Source organism: Streptomyces venezuelae (assembly GCF_008642315.1).
Taxonomy (GTDB): Bacteria; Actinomycetota; Actinomycetes; order Streptomycetales; family Streptomycetaceae; genus Streptomyces; species Streptomyces venezuelae_D.
This window is the reverse complement of sequence record NZ_CP029192.1, coordinates 7,821,198-7,840,094: the sequence shown is the minus strand read 5'-3', so window position 1 is coordinate 7,840,094 and position 18,897 is coordinate 7,821,198. Positions and strand designations below refer to the sequence as shown.

Below are 18,897 nucleotides of genomic sequence, written 5' to 3'. Positions count from 1 at the left end.
GAAGCAGATGTCTGTTCTCTGGCAGCGCGTCCGGGGATGGCCGAGGTCCGTCCCGGGCGGACGGGTCGGCCTGCGGCTGTCCGTGATGGCGATGATCGACGCCGTCGGCACGGGCGCCTTCCTGGCCGTCTCCGTACCGTTCATCACGCGGTCCGTCGGGCTCTCCGTGGGCGAGCTGAGTCTCGGCCTGACCCTGTCCGCCACGATCGCGCTGGCCACCGCCGTCCCCATCGGCATCCTCGCCGACCGGATCGGCCCGAAGAAGGTGCTGGTCGGCGTCAGCCTGTGGCGCTGCGGCTGCTTCGTCCTCTACCCGTTCGTCCAGAACCTGTGGCAGTTCCTGACGGTGGTGTGCCTGCTCGGCCTCGTCGACAAGGCCGCGGCGCCGATGGAACAGGCCCTGGTGGGGCAGGTTACGGCGACCGACGACCGGGTCAGGGTCGTCGCGGTGCTGCGGTCGCTGCGCAATGTCGGCTTCACCGTCGGCGCCCTGCTGGGCGGTGTCGGGCTGCTCATCGACACCCGGGCGGGCTACGCCGCGATCCTCCTGCTCAACGCCGTCTCGTTCGCCGTGCTCGCGCTCCTCGCCCACCGGCTGCCGGTGCTCGGCACCCCGGCGAAGAGCCTGCGCCGCCGCTTCTCCGCCGACGCGCTGCGGGACGGGCCGTTCCTGTCGTTCACCGGGATCAACGCGGTGCTCACGATGCACATGACGCTGCTGAGCATCGGCGTCCCGCTGTGGATCGTCGAACACACCGAGGCCCCGGCCGCGGTGATCTCGCCCCTCGTGGCGGTCAACACCGTGCTCGCGGTGGCGCTTCAGGTCCGCGCGAGCCGCGGCACCGAGACCATCGCCGGGTCCGCGCGGGCGCTGGTGCGGGCGGGCATCGCCCTCGCCGTCTGCTGTCTGCTCCTGATCGCGGCGCCGAAGCCGCCCGTCCTCGTGGCGGTCGGCGTGCTGCTCCTCGCCATGGTCGCGCTGACCGCGGGCGAGCTGTTCCAGTCCGCCGGCGGCTGGGGCGGTTCGTATCTGCTGGCGGCGCCCGGCCAGGAAGGCGTCTATCTGTCGGTCTTCTGGCTCGGCGTGGCCGTCCAGCAGATCGCGGCACCGCTCGTGGTCGGCCTGGTCATCACGGCGGGCACCACCGGGTGGGCCGTGCTTGCCGCGCTGTTCGCCGTCTGCGGCCTCGCCGCGCCGGTCATCGGCCGGTGGGCGCAGGCCCGCGCCTCGATGACCCCGCAACTTCCGCAATCCATCAGCCCGTGACCCTTGGAGGGATCAATGTCCGTTCCGCTGTACGTCCCCGCAGGTGAAGGTGAGTACGTCGACATCCGGGACACGAAGAGGACGTATCTGAAGCTCACCACGCCCGATTCCAACGGGGAGTTCGGCTTCTTCGAGCACCACATGGCTCCGGAGGCGAAGGGCGCGGCCCCGCACATCCACAAGCAGTCCACCGAGATGTTCTACGTGGTCAAGGGTGAGATCGAGTTCACCATCGGCGACCGCAAGGTGGTCGGTGAGCCGGGCGCGTTCGCGTACGTCCCCAGGGGCGAGCCGCACGGCTTCACCAACCGGGGCACCGAGGACGCCACCCTGTTGATCATGTTCTACCCGATCTACGACCGCGAGGACTACTTCCGGGGCCTCGGTCGGCTGACCGCCAACGGGCGCAACCCCAGCATGGAGGAGCTGCGGGAACACATGGCCAAGTACGACCAGTTCATGGTCTGAGGCGGCGGCATCGAGTGGGCCGGGGCCGGCGTCAGTCGGTCCCGGCCCGCCCTTTGCGGTAGCGCCACTGCAACTCGCGTACCTCGTCGGACAGTTCGGGGAACGGCCCGGCGACGTCCAGGCCAGGCACGACGTCCTGGATGGTCAGCGGGCTCAAGGGCGAGGTGGCGGGCACGCCCCACTCGGCCTTCCACTCGCGGGCCTGCCGGGACGAGCTCGCGTACACGATGCGGCCGAGGCCGACCCAGCCGTGCGCGGCGGCGCACATGGGGCAGTGCTCCCCCGAGGTGTACACCGTCGCCGCGGCGCGTTCCGCGGGGGTCAGACGGGTCGCCGCCCAGCGGGCGAGGGCGAGCTCCGGGTGGGCCGTCGGGTCGCCGGTGGTGGACTCGCGGTTGCGGTCCTCGGCCCTGACCGCGCCGTCCGCGTCGACGAGCACGGACCCGAACGGCAAGTCGCCCGCGTCCAGCGCCTCGGCCGCCAGCTCGATGCAGCGGCGCAGGTGGGGCAGGTCGCGGTCGTGAGGCATCACCACTGTGGCTTCCTTTCCGTCACGTCCGTAACATCCGCGATGTCTGTTGCATCCGTTATATTCGTTATACCCGTCACGTCCGGTGCGCGGCCACGACGGCCAGCGCCTGCCAGGCCTTCTCGGGCCGCAAGGTCTCGTCCGGATCTCCGTGGTACGGGTCGAGCAGCACGGTGTCGGCGCCCGCCAGACGCAGCTCCTCCAGGTCCTCCAGGAGCTGCTCGAGAGTGCCTTCTCCGGCGCGGCGGTCCGGGCCGTCGACCGGTTTCCCGGTGAGCCGCAGGCGGATGCGCGGCGCGAGACCCGGTACGGGCCTTTCGAGCCGGGCCGATATTCCCTTCAGCCGCACCAGTGCCTCCCTGAACCAGGGCATCGTGAACCGCAGCGGATGCCAGGGGGCGTCGAAACGCAGCGCCCTGCGCATGGCCGCGTCGCTGTTCCCGCCGATCCAGAGCGGGATCTGTCCGGAGCGGTAGTCGGCGTCGTTCCGCCACGCGGTGCGCAGTGTCCGCAGGTGTGCGTCGGTCAGCGCGCCGCGCCGCTCGAAGGGGACGCCGAGCGCCTCGAACTCCTTGCGTGCCCAGCCGACCCCGACCCCGAGTATCAGCCGCCCGCCGCTGAGTTGGTGGAGGTTGGCGGCCATGCGGGCGACGAGGAGGGGGTGCCGGTAGGGGGTGATGAGCACGGTCGTGCCCAGCTGTACCCCGGTGGTGATGCCCGCCATCCAGGCGAGGGTGGTGAACGGTTCGTAGAACGGCGCGGGGTACTGCTCGGCCACGTCGGGGGTGACCGCCACGTGGTCGGACATCATCAGGAGTTCAAAGCCGAGGCCCTCCACGGTCTCGGCCCAACGGGCGAGGTGCTCCGGGTGCGTCCCCGGCCCGAAGTTGGGGACGTTCACACCTATCCGCATGGGCGTCACCCTAGAAGTCCGCGGCCCCGGTGGCTACGGAGCGTACACAATCGGTCCCAGATCACCCGGAGGTTCCGGTTCCGGCGCGCTCCGTCCGACACAATCGCCCGCATGGAGATTTCCGAGCACATTCAAATAGTCGCCGAAGAGGGCAAGTTGCTCGCCCGGGCCGCCGCTGAGGCGGGGACCGACGCCAAGGTGCCGACCTGCCCGGGCTGGCAGGTGCGGGACCTGCTGCGGCACGCCGGGATGGTGCACCGCTGGGCCGCGGCGTTCCTCACCGAGCGGCGCACCTCCTACCGGCTCGGCGGCGAACTCCCCGACCTGGACGGCGACTCCCTCGTCGAGTGGTTCCGCGAGGGCCACGCCGCCCTCGTCGCCACGCTCGAATCGGCCCCGCCCGACGTCGAGTGCTGGACCTTTCTGCCCTCGCCCTCGCCGCTGGCCTTCTGGGCCCGGCGGCAGGCGAACGAGACGACCGTGCACCGGGTGGACGCCGAGTCCGCGCGCGGGGGCACGCCGTCGCCGCTGGACGTCGACTTCGCCGTGGACGGGATCGAGGAGCTGCTGTTCGGCTTCCACGCCCGCAAGAAGAGCCGGGTGCGCAGTGACGTTCCGTGCGTACTGAGGGTGCGGGCCACCGACGCGCGGACCTGGACGCTGCGCCTCTCCGACGGGCCACCGGTCGTTGAGCACGGCGCGACGGCGCCCGCCGACTGCGAGGTGTCGGGGCCCGCTACGCGGCTCTATCTCGCGCTGTGGAACAGGCTGCCGTTCCCGCAGGTGACGGGTGAGACCGCGCTGGCGGCGCTGTGGCGGGAGAAGTCGGCCATCGTCATGGGGTGACGCGAGCGGCGGGTGGGACCGTCAGCTCGTGGACGTGTCGAGCATCCGCCCGAGGACGGCCCGCTGCAGCGGCCGCACCTTGCGGTGCAGTGCGCGCCCCTTGTCGGTGAGGGACACGCGTACGCCGCGACGGTCCTCGCTGCACATGCCGCGCTCCACGAGACCGTCCTTCTCCAGCCGTCCGATGAGGCGGGAGAGCGCGCTCTGGCTCAGGTGGACCTGAGCGGAGATCTCCTGCACGCGGAACGTACAGCCGCCGTCGTCCGACGATCCCTCGGCCAGTACGTCGAGGACCTCGAAGTCACTCGCGCCCAGACCGTGCGGGTGCAACTCCCGGTCGAGCTCGCACAGGGTGCGCGCGTGCACCGCGAGGATGCCGCGCCATTGATCCACGAGCCCCTGCTCGCGCTCCACGAGCCCCTGCTCGGCCGTTTTCGCCGCCATGGGACCGCACGGTAGCAGAGTTCCGACCGGTCGTTGCACCGGCATTAAATGCATACGCATTCAGAGTGGTCAGGCGCGCTCGCGGTCGGCCGATGCCCTCAGGGCGGCGATCGTGAGAGCCACGACCAGCAGCGAGGCGAGGGTCGCGATCGCCGCGGACAGGGTCGGGACCGGTGCCGTCACCCGCTCGGGCCGCAGGGCGAAGGCCAGCGTCCGCGAGTCGATCCGGTCGTCCACGAGATGGGCGACGGTCAGCGCACCGGCCACCAAGGTGCCGGCCACGGCCGCGAACGGGGATCCGCTCAGGCACAGGGCCGCACCCGCCGCGGCACAGACGACGGAGATGCCGAGCGCGGCGGCGAGGCCGACGGTCGGCGCGCCCGACCAGGTCAGCGGGAAGTGGGCCGCCGCGCAGAGCAGGAGCAGGACGCCCGCCACGCGGCGCAGCCACACCAGCGAGGTCCGGCTCCGGACCTGCGTGGCCGGGGCCTCGGGAGCGTTCGGAGCGGACGCGGTGCGGGCGGGGGCGGCGGTCGATTTCCCGGCGTCGGCGGCGGTGGTGTCCGCGCCGGTGCTGGTGCCCGCGGTGGTGTTGGTTGCCGCCGTGCCGTCCGTGCCGGTGGCCACGGCGCTGTCGCCGACCGGCACGCCGGGGGCGCCCCCGGTCTCCTGCTGTTCCCGCAGGCTGCCGATCAGCTGCATCAGATCCTCGACCGTCCTGGTCGTGCCGGCGGCGTGCACCACTTCGGCGCCGCTGTGCGGGTCGTGCGGAGGACGGGACAGGAGGTGGACGAGTCGGCTCACCTCGGGGATGGGCCGTTCCTCGGCGGCGTGCCGGATGGCCTCGTCCATGTGGTCGGCGGGGTGCTGCGGCGGGCCGAGGAGTTCCACCAGCCGGGTGACGTCGTCGACGGAGCGGGCCACGGCCGCCAGGCGGAGTACGGAGGCGGCGGTCGGCATGCCGTCGGGCGACTGCTCCAGGAGGGTGACGAGGTCGACCACGTCGTCCAGCGGCCGCGACACGACGGCGACGCGTATGAGCTCCTCCACCGCGTCGTCCTCGGTATCGGGCGCCGCCGTGTCCGGCGGCCTGCCCTCGGTGGCGTCAACGGCCCGGTCGCGCACGGGGGGAACGGCGTCGGCGACGTCCGCGGCCCTTGGCCGGTCCGGTACTGCCTCTTCGGTGGTGCGGGCGGCCGGCTGCTGCCAGGGGGCGGGTTCCGCGCGCGTCGGGACGCCGAGCTGCGCGGTGCCCCAATGGACCGACGTGGACACCAGCGGTTCGCCGGTCCCGGACGTTTCCCCTGCGGCGGAGAATGACTCAGCGGCCATGTCGTCTCTCCATTTCAGCGGGGCACCCTCGCCCCGCACATGAGCGTGTATCCCGTTGTATGCACGCTTCATGCGGGCCGCCACTGGAGGGGGGCCTGTCGGCGGCAGGCGCGGCGGCCGGGCGCAGCCCCGTACGCGACCGGGTCATTGCCCACGGGGAGTGCGCACCGCACACTCGGAGGATGGGGCGACGGACGCAGGCGGAGCGCGACGCGGACACGGTCGAGATCGCCTACGCGCTGTTCGTGGCGGCGTCCCTCGCCGGAGGCACGATGCTGGCGGTGGCGTCACCGGCGTTCTTCTTCGGCGTGCGCTCACCCAGCGAGGGCACGCTGGTCCGGGCCGGCATGATCGCCGGAGCCGTCGTCTTCTTCGCGGTCCTCGTGGCCGTCCTCCTGCGCCACGGGCGGGCGCCGCGGCCGCCTGATCCGTCGGATCAGCCCAGCCAGCCGGGGCGGACGAGGCCCGACTCGTAGGCGAGGACGACGAGTTGAGCGCGGTCCCTGGCGTTCAGCTTCACCATCGTCCTGCTGACATGGGTCTTGGCCGTGAGCGGACTGACGACCAGACGGCGCGCGATCTCCTCGTTGGAGAGGCCGATGCCGACCAGGGCCATCACCTCACGCTCGCGCTCGGTCAGGCCCGCGAGGGTGTCGGCCGCCGCCGGTTCCTTGGAACGCGCCGCGAACTCGGCGATGAGGCGGCGCGTCACGCCCGGCGACAGCAGCGCGTCCCCCTCGACCACCGCCCTGACCGCGCGCAGCAGTTCGTCCGGCTCGGTGTCCTTGACGAGGAAACCCGAAGCGCCGGAGCGGATCGCCTCGAAGACGTACTCGTCCAGTTCGAAGGTGGTGAGCATGACCACCTTCACGTCGCCGAGGCCGGGTGCGTCGGTGATCCTGCGGGTGGCGGCGAGCCCGTCGAGAACCGGCATCCGGATGTCCATCAGGACGACGTCGGGGCGCAGCTCCCGCACCAGCCGCACCGCCTCGTCGCCGTCCGCGGCCTCCCCCACGACGCCGATGTCCCGCTGTGCGTCGAGCAGCGCCTTGAAACCCGCTCTGACCAACGACTGGTCGTCGGCGAGCAGTACGCGGATCACTGGTCCTCCCGAGGTGCCGTGCGGGCCCCGGAATCCTCGTCCGCCGCCCGGGGCAGTACGGCGGTCACGCGGAAGCCGCCGTCCGGGCGCGGGCCCGCCTCGATCGTGCCACCGAGTGCGGCGGCGCGCTCCCGCATTCCGGCGAGTCCGTTGCCGCTGCCGCCCGCGTCGGTGCCGGTGGCGGGTCCGTCGTCGTCGATCCGCAGGGTGAGCGCGGCCGCTTCGTGGCGCACCAGCACGCGTGCGTGACGTGAACCGGAGTGACGTACGACGTTGGTCAGCGCCTCCTGGACGATGCGGAACGCGGCGAGGTCCGTGCCGGGTGCCGGCTTCACCAGGGCTCCTTCCGTGGTGACTTCGACGGTCAGGCCCGCGCTCCCGGCCTGCTCGACGAGTTCGGGCAGCCGGTCGAGGCCGGGTGCCGGGGCGCGCGGTGCGTCCCCTGGGGCGCGCAGGGTGCCGAGGACCTGGCGCACCTCTCCCAGTGCCTCCTTGCTCGCGGCCTTGATGGTGGTCAGCGCGGTGCGGGCCTGTTCCGGGTCGGAGTCGAGCAGCGCGAGGCCGACGCCCGCCTGCACGTTGATGACGGAGATGCTGTGCGCGAGGACGTCGTGCAGCTCGCGTGCCATCCGCAGCCGTTCCTCGTCCGCCCGCCGCTTCGCGGCCTGCGCGCGCTCGGCACGCTCCTTCGCCCACTGTTCACGGCGTACGCGGGCGAGTTCGGAGACGGCGACGATCGCGACGACCCAGACGGCGACGGCGAGTTCCTCGCTCCAGGGGCGGGCGCCGTCGTCGCCGGGCGGCAGCCACCGGTAGAGCCAGTGGGCGATCAGCAGATGCCCCGCCCACAGCCCGCCGACCGCGCCCCAGGCCGCACGCCGGCGGCCCGCGACGATCGCGGCGAAGCAGCCCACGGCGACGGCGAGGAAGACGGGGCCGTAGGGGAAACCGGCGGCGACATAGACGAGGGTGAGCGCCGCGGTGGCGTACACGACCGGTACGGGGTGCCGGTGGCGGAGCAGGAGTACCGCCGTGGCCAGGAACAGCAGCACCCGGGCGAAGGCGTCGAGGTCCTGCCGTTCGAGCTGGCCGTGCTCGGCGAACCTGGAGCCGACCTGCACGAAGACGGTGAGCGCGGCCGTGGTCAGCCACGGCAGACGACGGGCCGTCGCCCCCGCCTCCGCCCCGGCCGTCCCTGCGGACCCGGAGTTCCACCAGGGCGGCCCGTGCCGCCACCAGGGCGGCCCGCCCCGTCTCGGGGGCGGACCGTCCGGCCTGCCTTCGCGCTGCTCGTCCATGACGGTCACGCTAGACCGGGGCGGCCGGCCCGGGCGTCCGACGGGCGAGGTGATCACACGTACTCCCCCGGGAGTAGGAGGGGCGCGGCGCGCGGCACCGGCGAGGCCCTTCAAGCGACCCGGATTGCGAACACTCACGCACTCGGTCCTATATTCATACAAACAATTCACGCGTGGCCCTGCCGCGCCGGCCACGGGGTGGGACCGCAGTGATCGAACCCGACGGCACTGGCCCCGCCCGGGCCGGGGCCCGCGCTGCCCGCAAGGCGCGTACGAAGGCGCGGCGGCGCAAGCAGATGGCCGTGGTCGCGGCTGTGATCGGGCTGGGCGGGGTGGCCACCACAGGTGTCATCGCTCTGGGCGACTCCTCGGGGGACGGGGACGGCTCCGGGCGCACCGCGTCCGCTTCTTCGGGCAGTGCGGCGCAGAAGGCCCGTGCTGCCAAGCGGGCGAAGAAGGGGGAGGAGAAGTGGGACGGCAAGGTGCGGGTGCTGGGGGACGGCTCCACCTCGTACACCGGGCCGCAGTCCAAGCAGCTCAAGCCCAAGAAGCTCAAGCCCGGTGAGAAGCCGCCGCAGTTCGTGGTCTTCTCCTGGGACGGCGCGCTGGAGGGCGATGACCACCGCTTCTCCCACTTCCGCCAAGTGGCCCGCGAGAGCGGGGCTCACATGACGTTCTTCCTCACCGGGATCTACCTCCTGCCGGAGAGCAAGAAGTCGCTCTACCGTCCGCCGCAGCACAACCCCGGGTCGGCCGCCATCTCGTATCCGACCGTCCCGCACATCCAGACCACGCTGGAGCAGCTGCGCGGCGCCTGGAAGGACGGGCACGAGATCGGTTCGCACTTCAACGGGCACTTCTGCGGCCCCAAGGGCGGCGGTGACTGGAGTGCCGGGGAGTGGAAGAGCGAGATCGAGCAGACGTACGCGTTCATGAAGGAGTGGAAGACCAACACCGGGTTCACCAAGGAGGCGCCCCTGCCGTTCGATCCGGACCGGGAGGTGGTCGGCGGCCGTGCGCCCTGCCTGGAGGGGCAGCAGAACCTCCTCGCCGCGGCCAAGCCGTTCGGCTGGCGCTACGACGCGAGCTCGTCGGGCGACTTCCAGATATGGCCGTCCAAGGCAGGAGGCCTCTGGAACTTCCCCCTGCAACTCCTGCCCCTGGAGGGCAAGGAGGTGCAGGTCCTCTCCATGGACTTCAACTTCCTCTATCACCAGTCCGGTGACAGCACCGAGGGCGACCCGGCGAAGTACCCGGCGTGGCAGACGCAGGTCGCCACGTCGTACATGAACGGGTTCAACCGCGTCTACAACGGCAGCCGGGCGCCGATGTTCATCGGCAACCACTTCGAGGACTGGAACGGCGGCATCTACATGAACGCCGTCGAGGACGTGATGCGCAAGGTCTGTCCGCGCAAGGAGGTGCGCTGCGTGTCCTTCCGCGAGTTGGCCGACTGGCTCGACGTCCAGGACCCGAAGGTCCTGGACCGGCTGCGCCTGCTCGACCCGGCGCAGGCACCGAAGTGGAAATCGGTCATCCGGTAGCGGGACGGCCTGCCGCGCGGGCAGGCGGGACTTCCGACACAGGCCCTAGGTGAGCGCCTCGATGTAGTGGGTCCACAGGTCCACCGCCCGTCGGCTGGCGGGTGTGGTGGGATCGTCGCCGCCAAGACCCTTGAGCGGCAGGGGCACCAGGTCCTTGAGCGACATGCGGTAGACGACCACGGCCGTCGTCTCGTCGTGGGTGCCTCCCACGAACCAGCCCGCCGTGTTCGCGGTGGTCGTCCCGGTCTTGCCCACGGCGCCGGGGTGTGCCGCGCCCGCCGCTTTCGCCGACCCGTCGGCCATGGTGCCCCGCAGGGCGTCCGTGACGGCCTGGGCGGTCTTCTTCGACATCGCCCGGGCGGGTCGCGGCACGGTCAGCGGCACGGCGTCCCCGGCCCGGGTCACCGAGCTCACCGAGTAGGGGTCGGTGTGCATGCCGTCGGCGGCGAAGGTCTGGTAGGCGCCGGCCATCCGGATGGCGCTGGGCGTCGAGTTCTCCCCGAGTGCGAACACGGGGACCCGTTGGCCCAGGCTGGAGGGGAGCAGTCCCGCCCGCAGCGCGTACTTCTCCACCCGGTCCAGGCCGACGTCTAGGCCGAGTTGGAGCAGGGGCGTGTTCACGGAGTCGGCGACAGCCCGGCGCAAGGTCACCTCGCCCCAGTCGCGGCCGCCTTCGTTGCGGCCCTTGACCACCTTGCCGCTGCGGTCCCAGTAGGGCCCCTCGGGTGTCTGTACGGCGATCTTGTCGTCGCCGTCGTAGACGCTGGCCGGGGAGACGGGGGTGCGGCCCCCCTCCCGGGTGCGCTTGACGCCGTCCTCGAGCCCGGCGGCGTAGACGAAGGGGGTGAACGCCGAACCGGCCGGAATGGTCGTCGCGTTGGACTGGTTGAAGCCCTGTTTCAGGAAGTCGCGGCCGCCGTACACGGCGAGCAGCCGGCCGTCCGGGGCCACGCTCGCCGCGCCGATCCTGGCGTGCTGGTCGGTGTCGGGCCGCCGCTCGGCGTCGAAGTCCTTCTCGGCCCGGTGGACGGCGGCGGTCAGGGCCTTGGTGCGTTTGCGGTCGAAGGTCGTGCGGATCTGGTAGCCGCCCAGGTCGTAGTCGGCCGCGGTGATGTGCCCGGATTTGATCGCGTGGCGCTTGGCCAGCTCCACCAGGTAGCCGGTCCGCGCGCCGGGGATGTCGCCGGAGCCCGACTTCGTGGGTTCGGGGAACTTCTTGTAGGTGGCCCGCTCGGCCTGGCTGAGGTGGCCGGTCGACACCATGCGGTCCAGGATCCAGTTCCAGCGTTCGACGGCCCGCTCGCGGTTCTCCTTGCCGAGGGCCGGGTCGTAGAGTCCGGCGCCTTTGAGGAGAGAGGCCAGGAAGGCGCCTTCGCTGGGATTGAGGCGCGAGACGTCCTTGCCGTAGTAGGCGTGCGAGGCGCGCTGGATGCCGTAGGTGCCCCGCCCGAACCAGCTCGTGTTCAGGTAGTCCTGGAAGATCTCGTCCTTGCTCATGTGGTTGTCCAGCTTCACGGCGAGCAGGGCTTCGGTGAACTTCCGCGACAGGGTGCGGTCCTGGCTGAGGTAGACGTTCTTCACGTACTGCTGGGTGATGGTCGACCCGCCCTGGGTCTCTCCTCCCGTGATCGCGGCGGTCGCCGCGCGCAGCACACCGGACGGTGAGACGCCGGCATCCGAGTAGAAGCTCGCGTTCTCGGCCGCGAGGACGGCGCCCCGGACCTTCGGCGGCACCCTCTTCAGCGGTATCTCCTGCCGGATGACCCAGCCGGTGCGGGCCATGACGCTGCCGTCGGACCAGTAGTACACATTGTCCTGTTGCGTGGCGAACGAGTTGAGGTCATCCGGTATGTCCGTGGTGGCGTACGCGATCGTGACGAAGCCGGTCAAACCGAGGACCGAGTACACGAAAGCGCCCAGCCACTGGCGCCACGAGGGAAGCCACCGGCGCCAACCGCTGCGCCCCGGCCGGGGATAGGCCGGACGCAGTCGGCGCAGTTGTCCGCGCACCCCGGCGAGGGCGCCGGGTATGCCGCCCGTGGTCCGCTGCCTGGACTTCCTGCGCCGGCCGGTCGCCGCGCGGCGCTCCCCCGCTGCCGCCCGCCGTCTCCCGCCGCCCTGACCTGTGGCCATCTTGCGCCCACCCACCCCGTGTGCCTCCTCTGCTGCGCTCTGGCGCTCACATTAGAGGCAGTTGGAGGCGTGCGGCCCGGCCGCCGGGGCCCTGGATGCCTGGTCCGGGGCCCTTCGGGTGCCGAAAAAGCGGGGGCAACGGGTCTGAAAAGGGCCGCAGTTGTGTCAAGATTTCGTGCCCCGGTCGGGGAGATCGGGCAAAGAAAGAGGAAACGCAGTGATATCCATAGCGATACCCAAGAGATACAGACCCGCCGCCATCGTCGGTCTGACCGCGGCCGTGGCGTCCGGCTGTCTGCTCGCGCCCTCCGCGCACGCGGACGCCGGTGATGCGCCCCGCAAGGCCGACCACCGGTCACTCGCCGCCTTCGCCCGCATCGCCGACGATGTCCTCTCCCGGCGCACCCAGGCCCTGGTGGAGGACCGCGCGGGGCGCGGCGGCACGGACGCCGGCGCGGGGACGACGCGCATGTCCGGCCGGCTGCGGACGGACGAGGACGCCGCGCTGCGGTCGCTGCGCGCCCGCAAGTCGCGCCTTGCCCAGCTCGGCGAGGCCTACACGAAGGCGGACACCCGCGTCGTCGTGGACAGCGCCACGCTCACCGGCAACACGGCGACCGTCCAGGTCACCGCGTCCTCGACGCTCACGTACAAGAACGTGCGCGGGGACGGGCCGAAGACCACCGCGTCCTCGACGCGGCACGAGCTGAAGCTCGCCGGCACGAAGGACGGCGGCTGGCAGCTGACCAGGATCACCGCGCGCGACCAGGGTCCCGTCGCGGTCGACGAGCCCTCGGTGGCCCGGACGAAGACGGTCGACGACGACGGCAACCAGTACCCGGACGGCACGCCGGCCTCGACCAAGTACCCCAGCACGCCGATGCCCTCGGGCAAGACGGGCGGCACCTACGGCTACTCCGCCATGGCGCAGTACGCGGAGAAGTACTGGCGCAGCTACAACCCGGCCTACCGCAAGTTCAACGGATCCGGCGGCGACTGCACCAACTTCGTCAGCCAGGCTCTGAAGGCGGGCGGCTGGAAGCCCGTCCCCGGCTCCGCCTACGACTACCGGAACTGGTGGTACGAGAGCGCGGGCCAGAGCACCTCGTGGGTCGGGGTGAACGAATGGGCTTGGTTCACGCTGTCCAACCGGCGGGCCCCGAACCTGGCGAGCGCCTACCAGATGGACGTCGGCGACGTCCTGCAGGTGGACTTCGACAAGGACGGGTCCAAGGACCACACCATGCTGGTGACGTACCGCGACAGGCAGGGCATGCCGTACCTGACCTACCACGACACGGACACCTACCGCAGGTCGCTCGCGAGCCTGGTCGCGTCCTACCCCAACGCGCGCTACTTCGCGTACCGCACCTGAGGACCCCTCCCGTCAGCCGCAGCCGGTCTGCAGGTTCCCTCCTCGGGTGGAGCTGGCGAGGTCGTTGATCTCGCCGAAGTTCCCGCTCTGGCCGTTCAGCGCCCCGTGGGAGATGTGGGCCTCGCTGTACCGGTAGTCGTCGAAGACGCACCACAGACGGCCGCTGTTGTTGGCGTACGAGGAGGCCGTGTTGTCCATGTTCTGCCGGCGCAGATCCGGGCTTCCGCCCTGGAAGGCGACCATGCGGCCGTTTCCGTCCGGGTCTTCGAAGAGGCAGTAGCTGCCGCCCGGACAGCGTCCGAATCCGGCGGCGGCGGACTGGGCGGGCGAGGCGATGGGCAGCACGGCTGATCCCGCGGCGAGGATCAGGGCGAGCGTGAGGTGACGAAGGCGCATGCCGCAGCCTTTCCCCTCGACTCGCCTTTCCACGCGGCAAACCACCCGTGCGCCGTACGGCCGGGACGAGCCCCGGCCGTACGGCCTTTCGGGTGCCTTCACCTCCGACAGGCCCCTCGAAGCCTGGGCGCGGGTGGACGATCTGTCACAGGTGCGGGCGGACGAAGGGGGCACGAATGGCCGACGAGATGGTCCTGAAGGCGCAGAGGTTCATCAACAGCTACGCCGTCGACGGGATTCCGGATGTCGAGGAGAACGGCAGAACCAGCTGGACGGTGATGCACGCGCTGACCCGTGTGCTCCAGCACGAACTGGGCCTCACTCCGCTCTCCGACAGCTTCGGCCCCGCCACGCTCACCGCCCTGCGGTCCCGGTTCCCGGTCATCGACGCGAACACCCGGCACGAGGCCGTCTGCCGGGTCGTGCAGTCCGCCCTGTACTGCAAGGGCTATGACGGCGGCGACATCGAGGGCACCTACAACCCGCGGGTGGCGGCGTCCGTGACCCGGGTGAAGCAGAACATGGGCGTGAGCGGCGTGTATCCCGGGGACGGGGTCACGCCGAAGGTGTTCAAGGCGCTGCTCACGATGGACGCGTACACCGTCGTGTCCGGCGGAACCGACCAGATCCGCACCATCCAGCAGTGGCTCAACGGCCGGTACGTCGGTCGCCAGAACTTCTTCGTCATCCCCTGCGACGGCAACTTCTCCAGGGACGTTCAGAAAGCGCTGATCTACGCCCTGCAGTTCGAGATGGGGATGAGTGACGCGGTCGCGACCGGGGCGTTCGGACCCGCGACCCGTGACGGGCTGCGGAACCATCCGGTGGCGCAGGGTTCGACGGGCACCTGGGTGAGCCTGTTCAGCGCGGCCATGGTCTTCAACCGGCGTGCCGGGGCGGCGTTCACCGACCGGTTCGACGCCTCGCTCGGCGACCGGGTCGAAGAGTTCCAGAACTTCGTGAAACTGCCCGTGAGCGGGCGGGGGGACTTCCAGACCTGGGCCTCCCTGCTGGTGTCCACCGGGGACCACACGCGCAGAGGAACCGCGTCCGACTGCGTCACCGAGGTCACGGCGGCACGGGCGCAGGCGCTGCGAAACGCCGGCTACCGCATCGTGGGGCGCTACCTGGCGAACTACGCGGGGTCGACGCTCAACAAGCAGATCCGACCCGGCGAGTTGGGGGTCATGGCCGCGAACGGGCTGCGGTCGTTCCCGATCTACCAGACCAACGGCGGTGAGGCGAGCTACTTCAGCAGGGCAACCGGCATCGCCGACGCCCTGCACGCCATCGAACGAGCACGCCACTACGGCTACCGGGCGGGCACCCGCATCTACTTCGCCGTCGACTTCGACGCGCTCGACCAGCAGGTGGCGGAGCGGATTCTGCCGCACTTCCGTGCCGTCAGGGACACGATGAGCGAGCACGGCTCCGAGTACCAGGTCGGCATCTACGGTCCCCGCAACGTGTGCAGCCGCGTCCGTGCCGCCGGTTTCACCTCGGCGAGCTTCGTCAGCGGAATGTCGACCGGCTTCTCCGGAAACCTCGGCTACCCGCTGCCGGAGGACTGGGCCTTCGACCAGATCGCCACCGTCAAGGTCGGCTCCGGGAGCGGCGAGATCGAGATCGACAACAACATCGTCTCCGGCCGCGACGACGGCCAGGGCGAGTACGACATGGGGCAGTCCGACGACGGCCTCGACGTCAGCTTCGACAAGGCCCAGCGCGACGCGATGCTCGCGGACGTCCAGTCGTACTTCGTGAACGTGATGAAAGTGCCCGAACAAGGCGGCACCGGAGGCCTGGCGTTCAGCGTGCGGACGACGACGAAGTGCTTCGACATCCTCATGGACCACGACTGGCTCCTCACCCGGCTCGCCAGGAGCCTGCGGATGCGCAAAGCGCTGATCCAGTGCCCGCTGATGTGGGAGCTGCGGGCGATGAACACCGCCGACGGGCTGGCCGACGAACTCGTCATCGACCACTACACGGGCGGTTCGAGCACCAAGAACGACAGCAGCACCGGGCCCGGCCAGATCTTCGCGGCGACCGCGATCCGCTCCCGCAACCACGCCATCCGGCAGGGGCTGATCGCCGGGACCATCATGGATGCCACCAAGGAGAGCGACCTCTGGGCCGTCTGGCAACGGCTCCACGACGACACGGTCCACAACATGAGCACCGTCCCGCTGGTCCTCATCGAGGGCGCCCACGATGTCGGCGCCGCACGCCCCGGCCTCGACACGAGCGAGGAGGACAGCAGGCGCGCCCTCGCCCGCTACAACGGCACCGACGAGAGTGCACAGGGGTACGGGACCGCGCTGCTCGGGCTCTACCGGGTGTTCGAGAAGTACCATGCGCCGCTGCGAGGGCAGTGAGGGCGGCGGCTACTTGGTGGTGTGCGTGGGGAAGACCTGGACGTCGGTGTACGCGCCCTTGATCGCACCGGCACCGGCGGGCCACTTCAGGTCGACGGTGTGGGTCTCGTTCGGGGGCGTCACCTGGATGTGGGTCGGGGACGCGAGGCTCTCGCCGCTGTTGTCGATCTCGTAGGCCAGGTTGAAGACGGCGGCGTCGCCGGGCTTCAGCGTGGTCACACGGGGCTGGGCCTGGCCGCGCTCGATGGGGCTTGAGGTGTGGTCCTCGTCCTTGATGTCGACGCCCGCGAAGCCCGTCGCCGAGCAGGTCTTCGAGCCCCGGTTGATCATCGTGATGTCGATCCGGCCGGTGTTCTCGTCCGGCGCGGCGTCCTGGGCGTCGATCGCCAGGTCAGCGGTCTTGCAGAACGTGACCTTGCCGCCGCCGGACTTGGCCCCGCTGTCCGGGGCGTCGGTGCCGGCCTCGGAGTTCTGCCCGGAGCCCGACTTCCCCGCACCGGCCTCCGAACCGCCTTCCGACGAGCCGCCCTCGGTCTTCGAGCCGCTGCCCGAGGACGACGAGGAGGACGAGTTGGAGGACGAGGAGCCCTGAGAGGACGCGTCCGCCGCGGTGTCGTCACCGTTGCAGGCGGTGAGCGAGAGGGAGGCGGCGAGGCCGAGGGCAGCGAGGGCAGCGATACGGGTGTTCTTCATGGTGTTCCCCCAGAAGGTCGCGGTGCGGTGTTTGCTGACGGAACTATTTGTAACTCGCACCGAGTTACAGGCGGTGCCCCACGACGTCTTCGTTCCGTCACAGGCGATGCCCTCACCGCCCCTACGCTGCCCTCATGGACCACCAGGGCATCACCTTCAGGCACCCGCCCTACGCGAGCGCGGCCTCACGGGCCCGCGCGAGCACCTGAAAGTCGCCTTCGCACAGGCCAATGCGGGGGTTCACGTGATGGAGAAGCGCGGAGGCGGGGTGATGGGCCGTCACGTACGCGTCGTCGAGCCCGCTCTGTTCGTCGTCGACCCAGGCGAAGGGGCGGCCGTCGGCGTAGTCGACGAGGAGGCCGGTCTTCCAGTGGACACCGTCCGGGCGCTCCTGGAGCAGGGCGTCGCCGAAGTCGACGAACGGGAGTTCCGGGAGGCCCAGCACGGGGGCGATCCACCGGTTGGCCTCACCCATCCACGTGGTGGCCCAGCACAGGTCGTAGCCGAGACGCAGCAGGGCCGGGCCGTGCTCGGGATTGAGCCAGACCCGCAGGGTCCGCCGTCGGCCCGAAAGCCCTCCGAGCCCCGTGAGGCCTTCGTCGCCCCGGGGCACCCTCAGCGTGGTGTAGCCCTTGGGGCGCCTCTCCGGTTGGGCCGCATAGGGGTTGAGCGGCCCGTCCACGTCGAGGAACAGCAACGGTCGGTTCACGGTCTCCCTTGCTCCCACGGTCTGCACACATCCGAATCCGACCCAGTGCCTCACCCCTGGCGCAGCAGCCCCACCCCGTGCGCGAGCTGTGTCACCGCGTGCGAGAAGAACGCGGGGCGGTCCTCGACGATCCGGTTGAACTGGCCGAACACCTCGAACCCGACGAGTCCGAAGAGCTGTGCCCACGCGGCGACCATGGCCGTGATCGTCGCGGGCGGGAGGTCGGGCGCGATGTCCGCCGCGAGCCGCTCACCTTCCGTGCGGAGCTCGGCGGGCAGCCGCTCATAGGCGACGCCTCTCCCCCGATGGGCATCGCGCACGATGCCGATGAGGACCAGGCCCACGCGCGCGGCGGCGCGCACGGTCGTGTCCGGCGCGCTGTACCCGGGCACGGGCGAGCCGTAGATGAGCGCGTACTCATGCGGATGCTCCAGCGCCCAGGAACGCACCGCCTCGCACACCGCCGTCCACTGCCGCACCGGCTCCTCGCCGGCTGCCCCCGCGTGCGCGGCCTCGGCGGCGGCGCCGACGGCGTCGTACGCGTCGATGATCAGGGCGGTCAGGAGGTCGTCGCGGCTGGGGAAGTAGCGGTAGAGGGCCGAGGAGACCATGCCGAGCTCGCGGGCGACCGCGCGCAGGGAGAGCTTGGCGGCACCGTCGGCCGCCAGTTGCTTGCGGGCCTCGTCCTTGATCGCCGCGGTCACTTCTTCGCGGGCCCGGGCCCGGGCTCCCCGGGTGGCGCTGGTGCCGGCGCCGGAGCCGACGTTCGTGCTGCTGCTCATACGGCCAGTGTGCCACGCATCCGGAGCAGCGCACACAAAGGAGAGCACTGCTCTTGCTTTGGATCGGCGATGTCCGGCACACTGCTCTCAAGCGAGAGCAGTGCTCTCGAAACCGGCTCCGGTCGGCCCGAACGGCTCCCGCACGACGCCGCCCGGACCCGCGCCGCCACCCACCCCAGGAGGGCACCATGTCCACGACTCCCACGCCGCCGTACTACCTCAAGGGCAGCCGCCTCAACGTCCGCATGAACAGCGTGATCGGCTGGCTGGCGCGGCACGGGGTCAGCCTGATGGGCAGCGCCGAGCTCTCCGTCCGGGGGCGCAAGAGCGGCAAGATGCAGCGGATCCCCGTCAACCCGTTCACGTACGACGGCGACCAGGGCCAGTACCTCGTGTCGGCGCGCGGGCACTCCCAGTGGGTGCGCAACATGCGTGTCGCCGGTGGCGGCGAGCTGCGGGTGGGGCGCAAGGTGCGGGAGTTCACCGCCGTGGAGGTGCCCGACGCCGAGAAGCTGCCCCTGCTGCGCGGCTACCTGGAGAAGTGGGGCTGGGAGGTCAACCAGTACTTCCAGGGCGTGACCGCGAGCTCCTCGGACGAGGAGCTCCAGGCGGCCGCACCCGATCACCCCGTCTTCCGCATCACCGTGCAGAGGAAGCGGTAGAGGGAAGGTGAGCGGGGAGGGAAAGC

At 70.8% G+C, this 18,897-nt stretch carries 19 protein-coding genes; 8 read left to right on the top strand and 11 right to left on the bottom strand.

The window, feature by feature from the left end; translation table 11 throughout:
- Positions 1-7: 7 nt before the first annotated feature.
- Both DEJ48_RS34655 and DEJ48_RS34650 read left to right on the top strand, forming a co-directional pair.
- The gene (locus tag DEJ48_RS34655; protein WP_150220081.1) at positions 8-1,267 is read left to right on the top strand and encodes an MFS transporter; all 1,260 of its coding nucleotides are present in this window, start codon (positions 8-10) and stop codon (positions 1,265-1,267) included.
- Positions 1,268-1,282: 15 nt separating this feature from the next.
- Entirely contained in the window at positions 1,283-1,735 is a 453-nt protein-coding gene (locus DEJ48_RS34650) for a cupin domain-containing protein (RefSeq protein WP_150220080.1), read from the top strand.
- 31 nt (positions 1,736-1,766) lie between these two features.
- Here DEJ48_RS34650 and DEJ48_RS34645 read toward each other — a convergent pair whose 3' ends face one another.
- Together DEJ48_RS34645 and DEJ48_RS34640 are read right to left on the bottom strand one after the other, a co-directional pair.
- Entirely contained in the window at positions 1,767-2,264 is a 498-nt protein-coding gene (locus DEJ48_RS34645) for a nucleoside deaminase (RefSeq protein WP_150220079.1), read from the bottom strand.
- Between the two features lie 76 nt (positions 2,265-2,340).
- On the bottom strand, positions 2,341-3,177 hold the full coding sequence (locus DEJ48_RS34640; RefSeq protein WP_150220078.1) for an LLM class flavin-dependent oxidoreductase: 837 nt from the start codon (positions 3,175-3,177) through the stop codon (positions 2,341-2,343).
- A 111-nt stretch (positions 3,178-3,288) separates the two neighbouring features.
- Here DEJ48_RS34640 and DEJ48_RS34635 point away from each other — a divergent pair, with 111 nt between their 5' ends.
- Complete coding sequence (locus DEJ48_RS34635; protein WP_150220077.1) at positions 3,289-4,023, top strand: maleylpyruvate isomerase family mycothiol-dependent enzyme; 735 nt, start codon at positions 3,289-3,291, stop codon at positions 4,021-4,023.
- A gap of 21 nt (positions 4,024-4,044) precedes the next feature.
- Here the strand turns inward: DEJ48_RS34635 and DEJ48_RS34630 are convergent, their stop codons facing one another.
- Together DEJ48_RS34630 and DEJ48_RS34625 are read right to left on the bottom strand one after the other, a co-directional pair.
- Entirely contained in the window at positions 4,045-4,467 is a 423-nt protein-coding gene (locus DEJ48_RS34630; RefSeq protein WP_150220076.1) for a MarR family winged helix-turn-helix transcriptional regulator, read from the bottom strand.
- Between the two features lie 69 nt (positions 4,468-4,536).
- Positions 4,537-5,799: a hypothetical protein gene (locus DEJ48_RS34625; protein ID WP_150220075.1), complete on the bottom strand. Its 1,263-nt coding sequence runs from the start codon at positions 5,797-5,799 to the stop codon at positions 4,537-4,539.
- A gap of 182 nt (positions 5,800-5,981) precedes the next feature.
- Here DEJ48_RS34625 and DEJ48_RS34620 point away from each other — a divergent pair, with 182 nt between their 5' ends.
- Positions 5,982-6,275 (top strand): DUF6332 family protein, encoded by a 294-nt coding sequence (locus DEJ48_RS34620; protein WP_150220074.1) that lies wholly within the window; start codon positions 5,982-5,984, stop codon positions 6,273-6,275.
- Here the strand turns inward: DEJ48_RS34620 and DEJ48_RS34615 are convergent.
- Both DEJ48_RS34615 and DEJ48_RS34610 read right to left on the bottom strand, forming a co-directional pair.
- The gene (locus tag DEJ48_RS34615; protein WP_150220073.1) at positions 6,236-6,901 is read right to left on the bottom strand and encodes a response regulator; all 666 of its coding nucleotides are present in this window, start codon (positions 6,899-6,901) and stop codon (positions 6,236-6,238) included. The genes DEJ48_RS34620 and DEJ48_RS34615 overlap by 40 nt on opposite strands.
- Positions 6,898-8,199 (bottom strand): sensor histidine kinase, encoded by a 1,302-nt coding sequence (locus DEJ48_RS34610; protein ID WP_150220072.1) that lies wholly within the window; start codon positions 8,197-8,199, stop codon positions 6,898-6,900. Before DEJ48_RS34610 ends, DEJ48_RS34615 begins: the two co-directional genes overlap by 4 nt.
- Positions 8,200-8,411: 212 nt before the next feature.
- On the opposite strand from DEJ48_RS34610, the gene DEJ48_RS34605 reads away from it, so the two are divergent.
- Positions 8,412-9,743 carry a hypothetical protein gene (locus DEJ48_RS34605; protein WP_411757560.1) on the top strand — a complete coding sequence of 444 codons (1,332 nt, stop codon included), beginning with the start codon at positions 8,412-8,414 and terminating at the stop codon, positions 9,741-9,743.
- Between the two features lie 45 nt (positions 9,744-9,788).
- Here DEJ48_RS34605 and DEJ48_RS34600 read toward each other — a convergent pair whose 3' ends face one another.
- Positions 9,789-11,876, bottom strand: a complete 2,088-nt coding sequence (locus DEJ48_RS34600) for a transglycosylase domain-containing protein (protein WP_150220071.1) — start codon at positions 11,874-11,876, stop codon at positions 9,789-9,791.
- Positions 11,877-12,093: 217 nt separating this feature from the next.
- Between DEJ48_RS34600 and DEJ48_RS34595 the strand changes: the two genes are divergently transcribed.
- Positions 12,094-13,251, top strand: a complete 1,158-nt coding sequence (locus DEJ48_RS34595; protein WP_317850943.1) for an amidase domain-containing protein — start codon at positions 12,094-12,096, stop codon at positions 13,249-13,251.
- Between the two features lie 12 nt (positions 13,252-13,263).
- Here the strand turns inward: DEJ48_RS34595 and DEJ48_RS34590 are convergent, their stop codons facing one another.
- Positions 13,264-13,647: a peptidase inhibitor family I36 protein gene (locus DEJ48_RS34590; protein ID WP_150220070.1), complete on the bottom strand. Its 384-nt coding sequence runs from the start codon at positions 13,645-13,647 to the stop codon at positions 13,264-13,266.
- Between the two features lie 176 nt (positions 13,648-13,823).
- Between DEJ48_RS34590 and DEJ48_RS34585 the strand changes: the two genes are divergently transcribed.
- Entirely contained in the window at positions 13,824-16,025 is a 2,202-nt protein-coding gene (locus DEJ48_RS34585; RefSeq protein ID WP_150220069.1) for a glycoside hydrolase domain-containing protein, read from the top strand.
- A gap of 9 nt (positions 16,026-16,034) precedes the next feature.
- Here the strand turns inward: DEJ48_RS34585 and DEJ48_RS34580 are convergent, their stop codons facing one another.
- The 3 genes from DEJ48_RS34580 to DEJ48_RS34570 all read right to left on the bottom strand — a co-directional run bounded on the left by DEJ48_RS34580 (position 16,035) and on the right by DEJ48_RS34570 (position 18,209).
- Entirely contained in the window at positions 16,035-16,718 is a 684-nt protein-coding gene (locus tag DEJ48_RS34580) for a DUF4232 domain-containing protein (protein WP_150220068.1), read from the bottom strand.
- Between the two features lie 169 nt (positions 16,719-16,887).
- On the bottom strand, positions 16,888-17,427 hold the full coding sequence (locus DEJ48_RS34575) for a hypothetical protein (RefSeq protein ID WP_150220067.1): 540 nt from the start codon (positions 17,425-17,427) through the stop codon (positions 16,888-16,890).
- Positions 17,428-17,477: 50 nt separating this feature from the next.
- On the bottom strand, positions 17,478-18,209 hold the full coding sequence (locus tag DEJ48_RS34570) for a TetR/AcrR family transcriptional regulator (protein WP_150220066.1): 732 nt from the start codon (positions 18,207-18,209) through the stop codon (positions 17,478-17,480).
- 188 nt (positions 18,210-18,397) lie between these two features.
- On the opposite strand from DEJ48_RS34570, the gene DEJ48_RS34565 reads away from it, so the two are divergent.
- The gene (locus DEJ48_RS34565) at positions 18,398-18,871 is read left to right on the top strand and encodes a nitroreductase family deazaflavin-dependent oxidoreductase (RefSeq protein WP_150220065.1); all 474 of its coding nucleotides are present in this window, start codon (positions 18,398-18,400) and stop codon (positions 18,869-18,871) included.
- Positions 18,872-18,897: the final 26 nt, after the last annotated feature.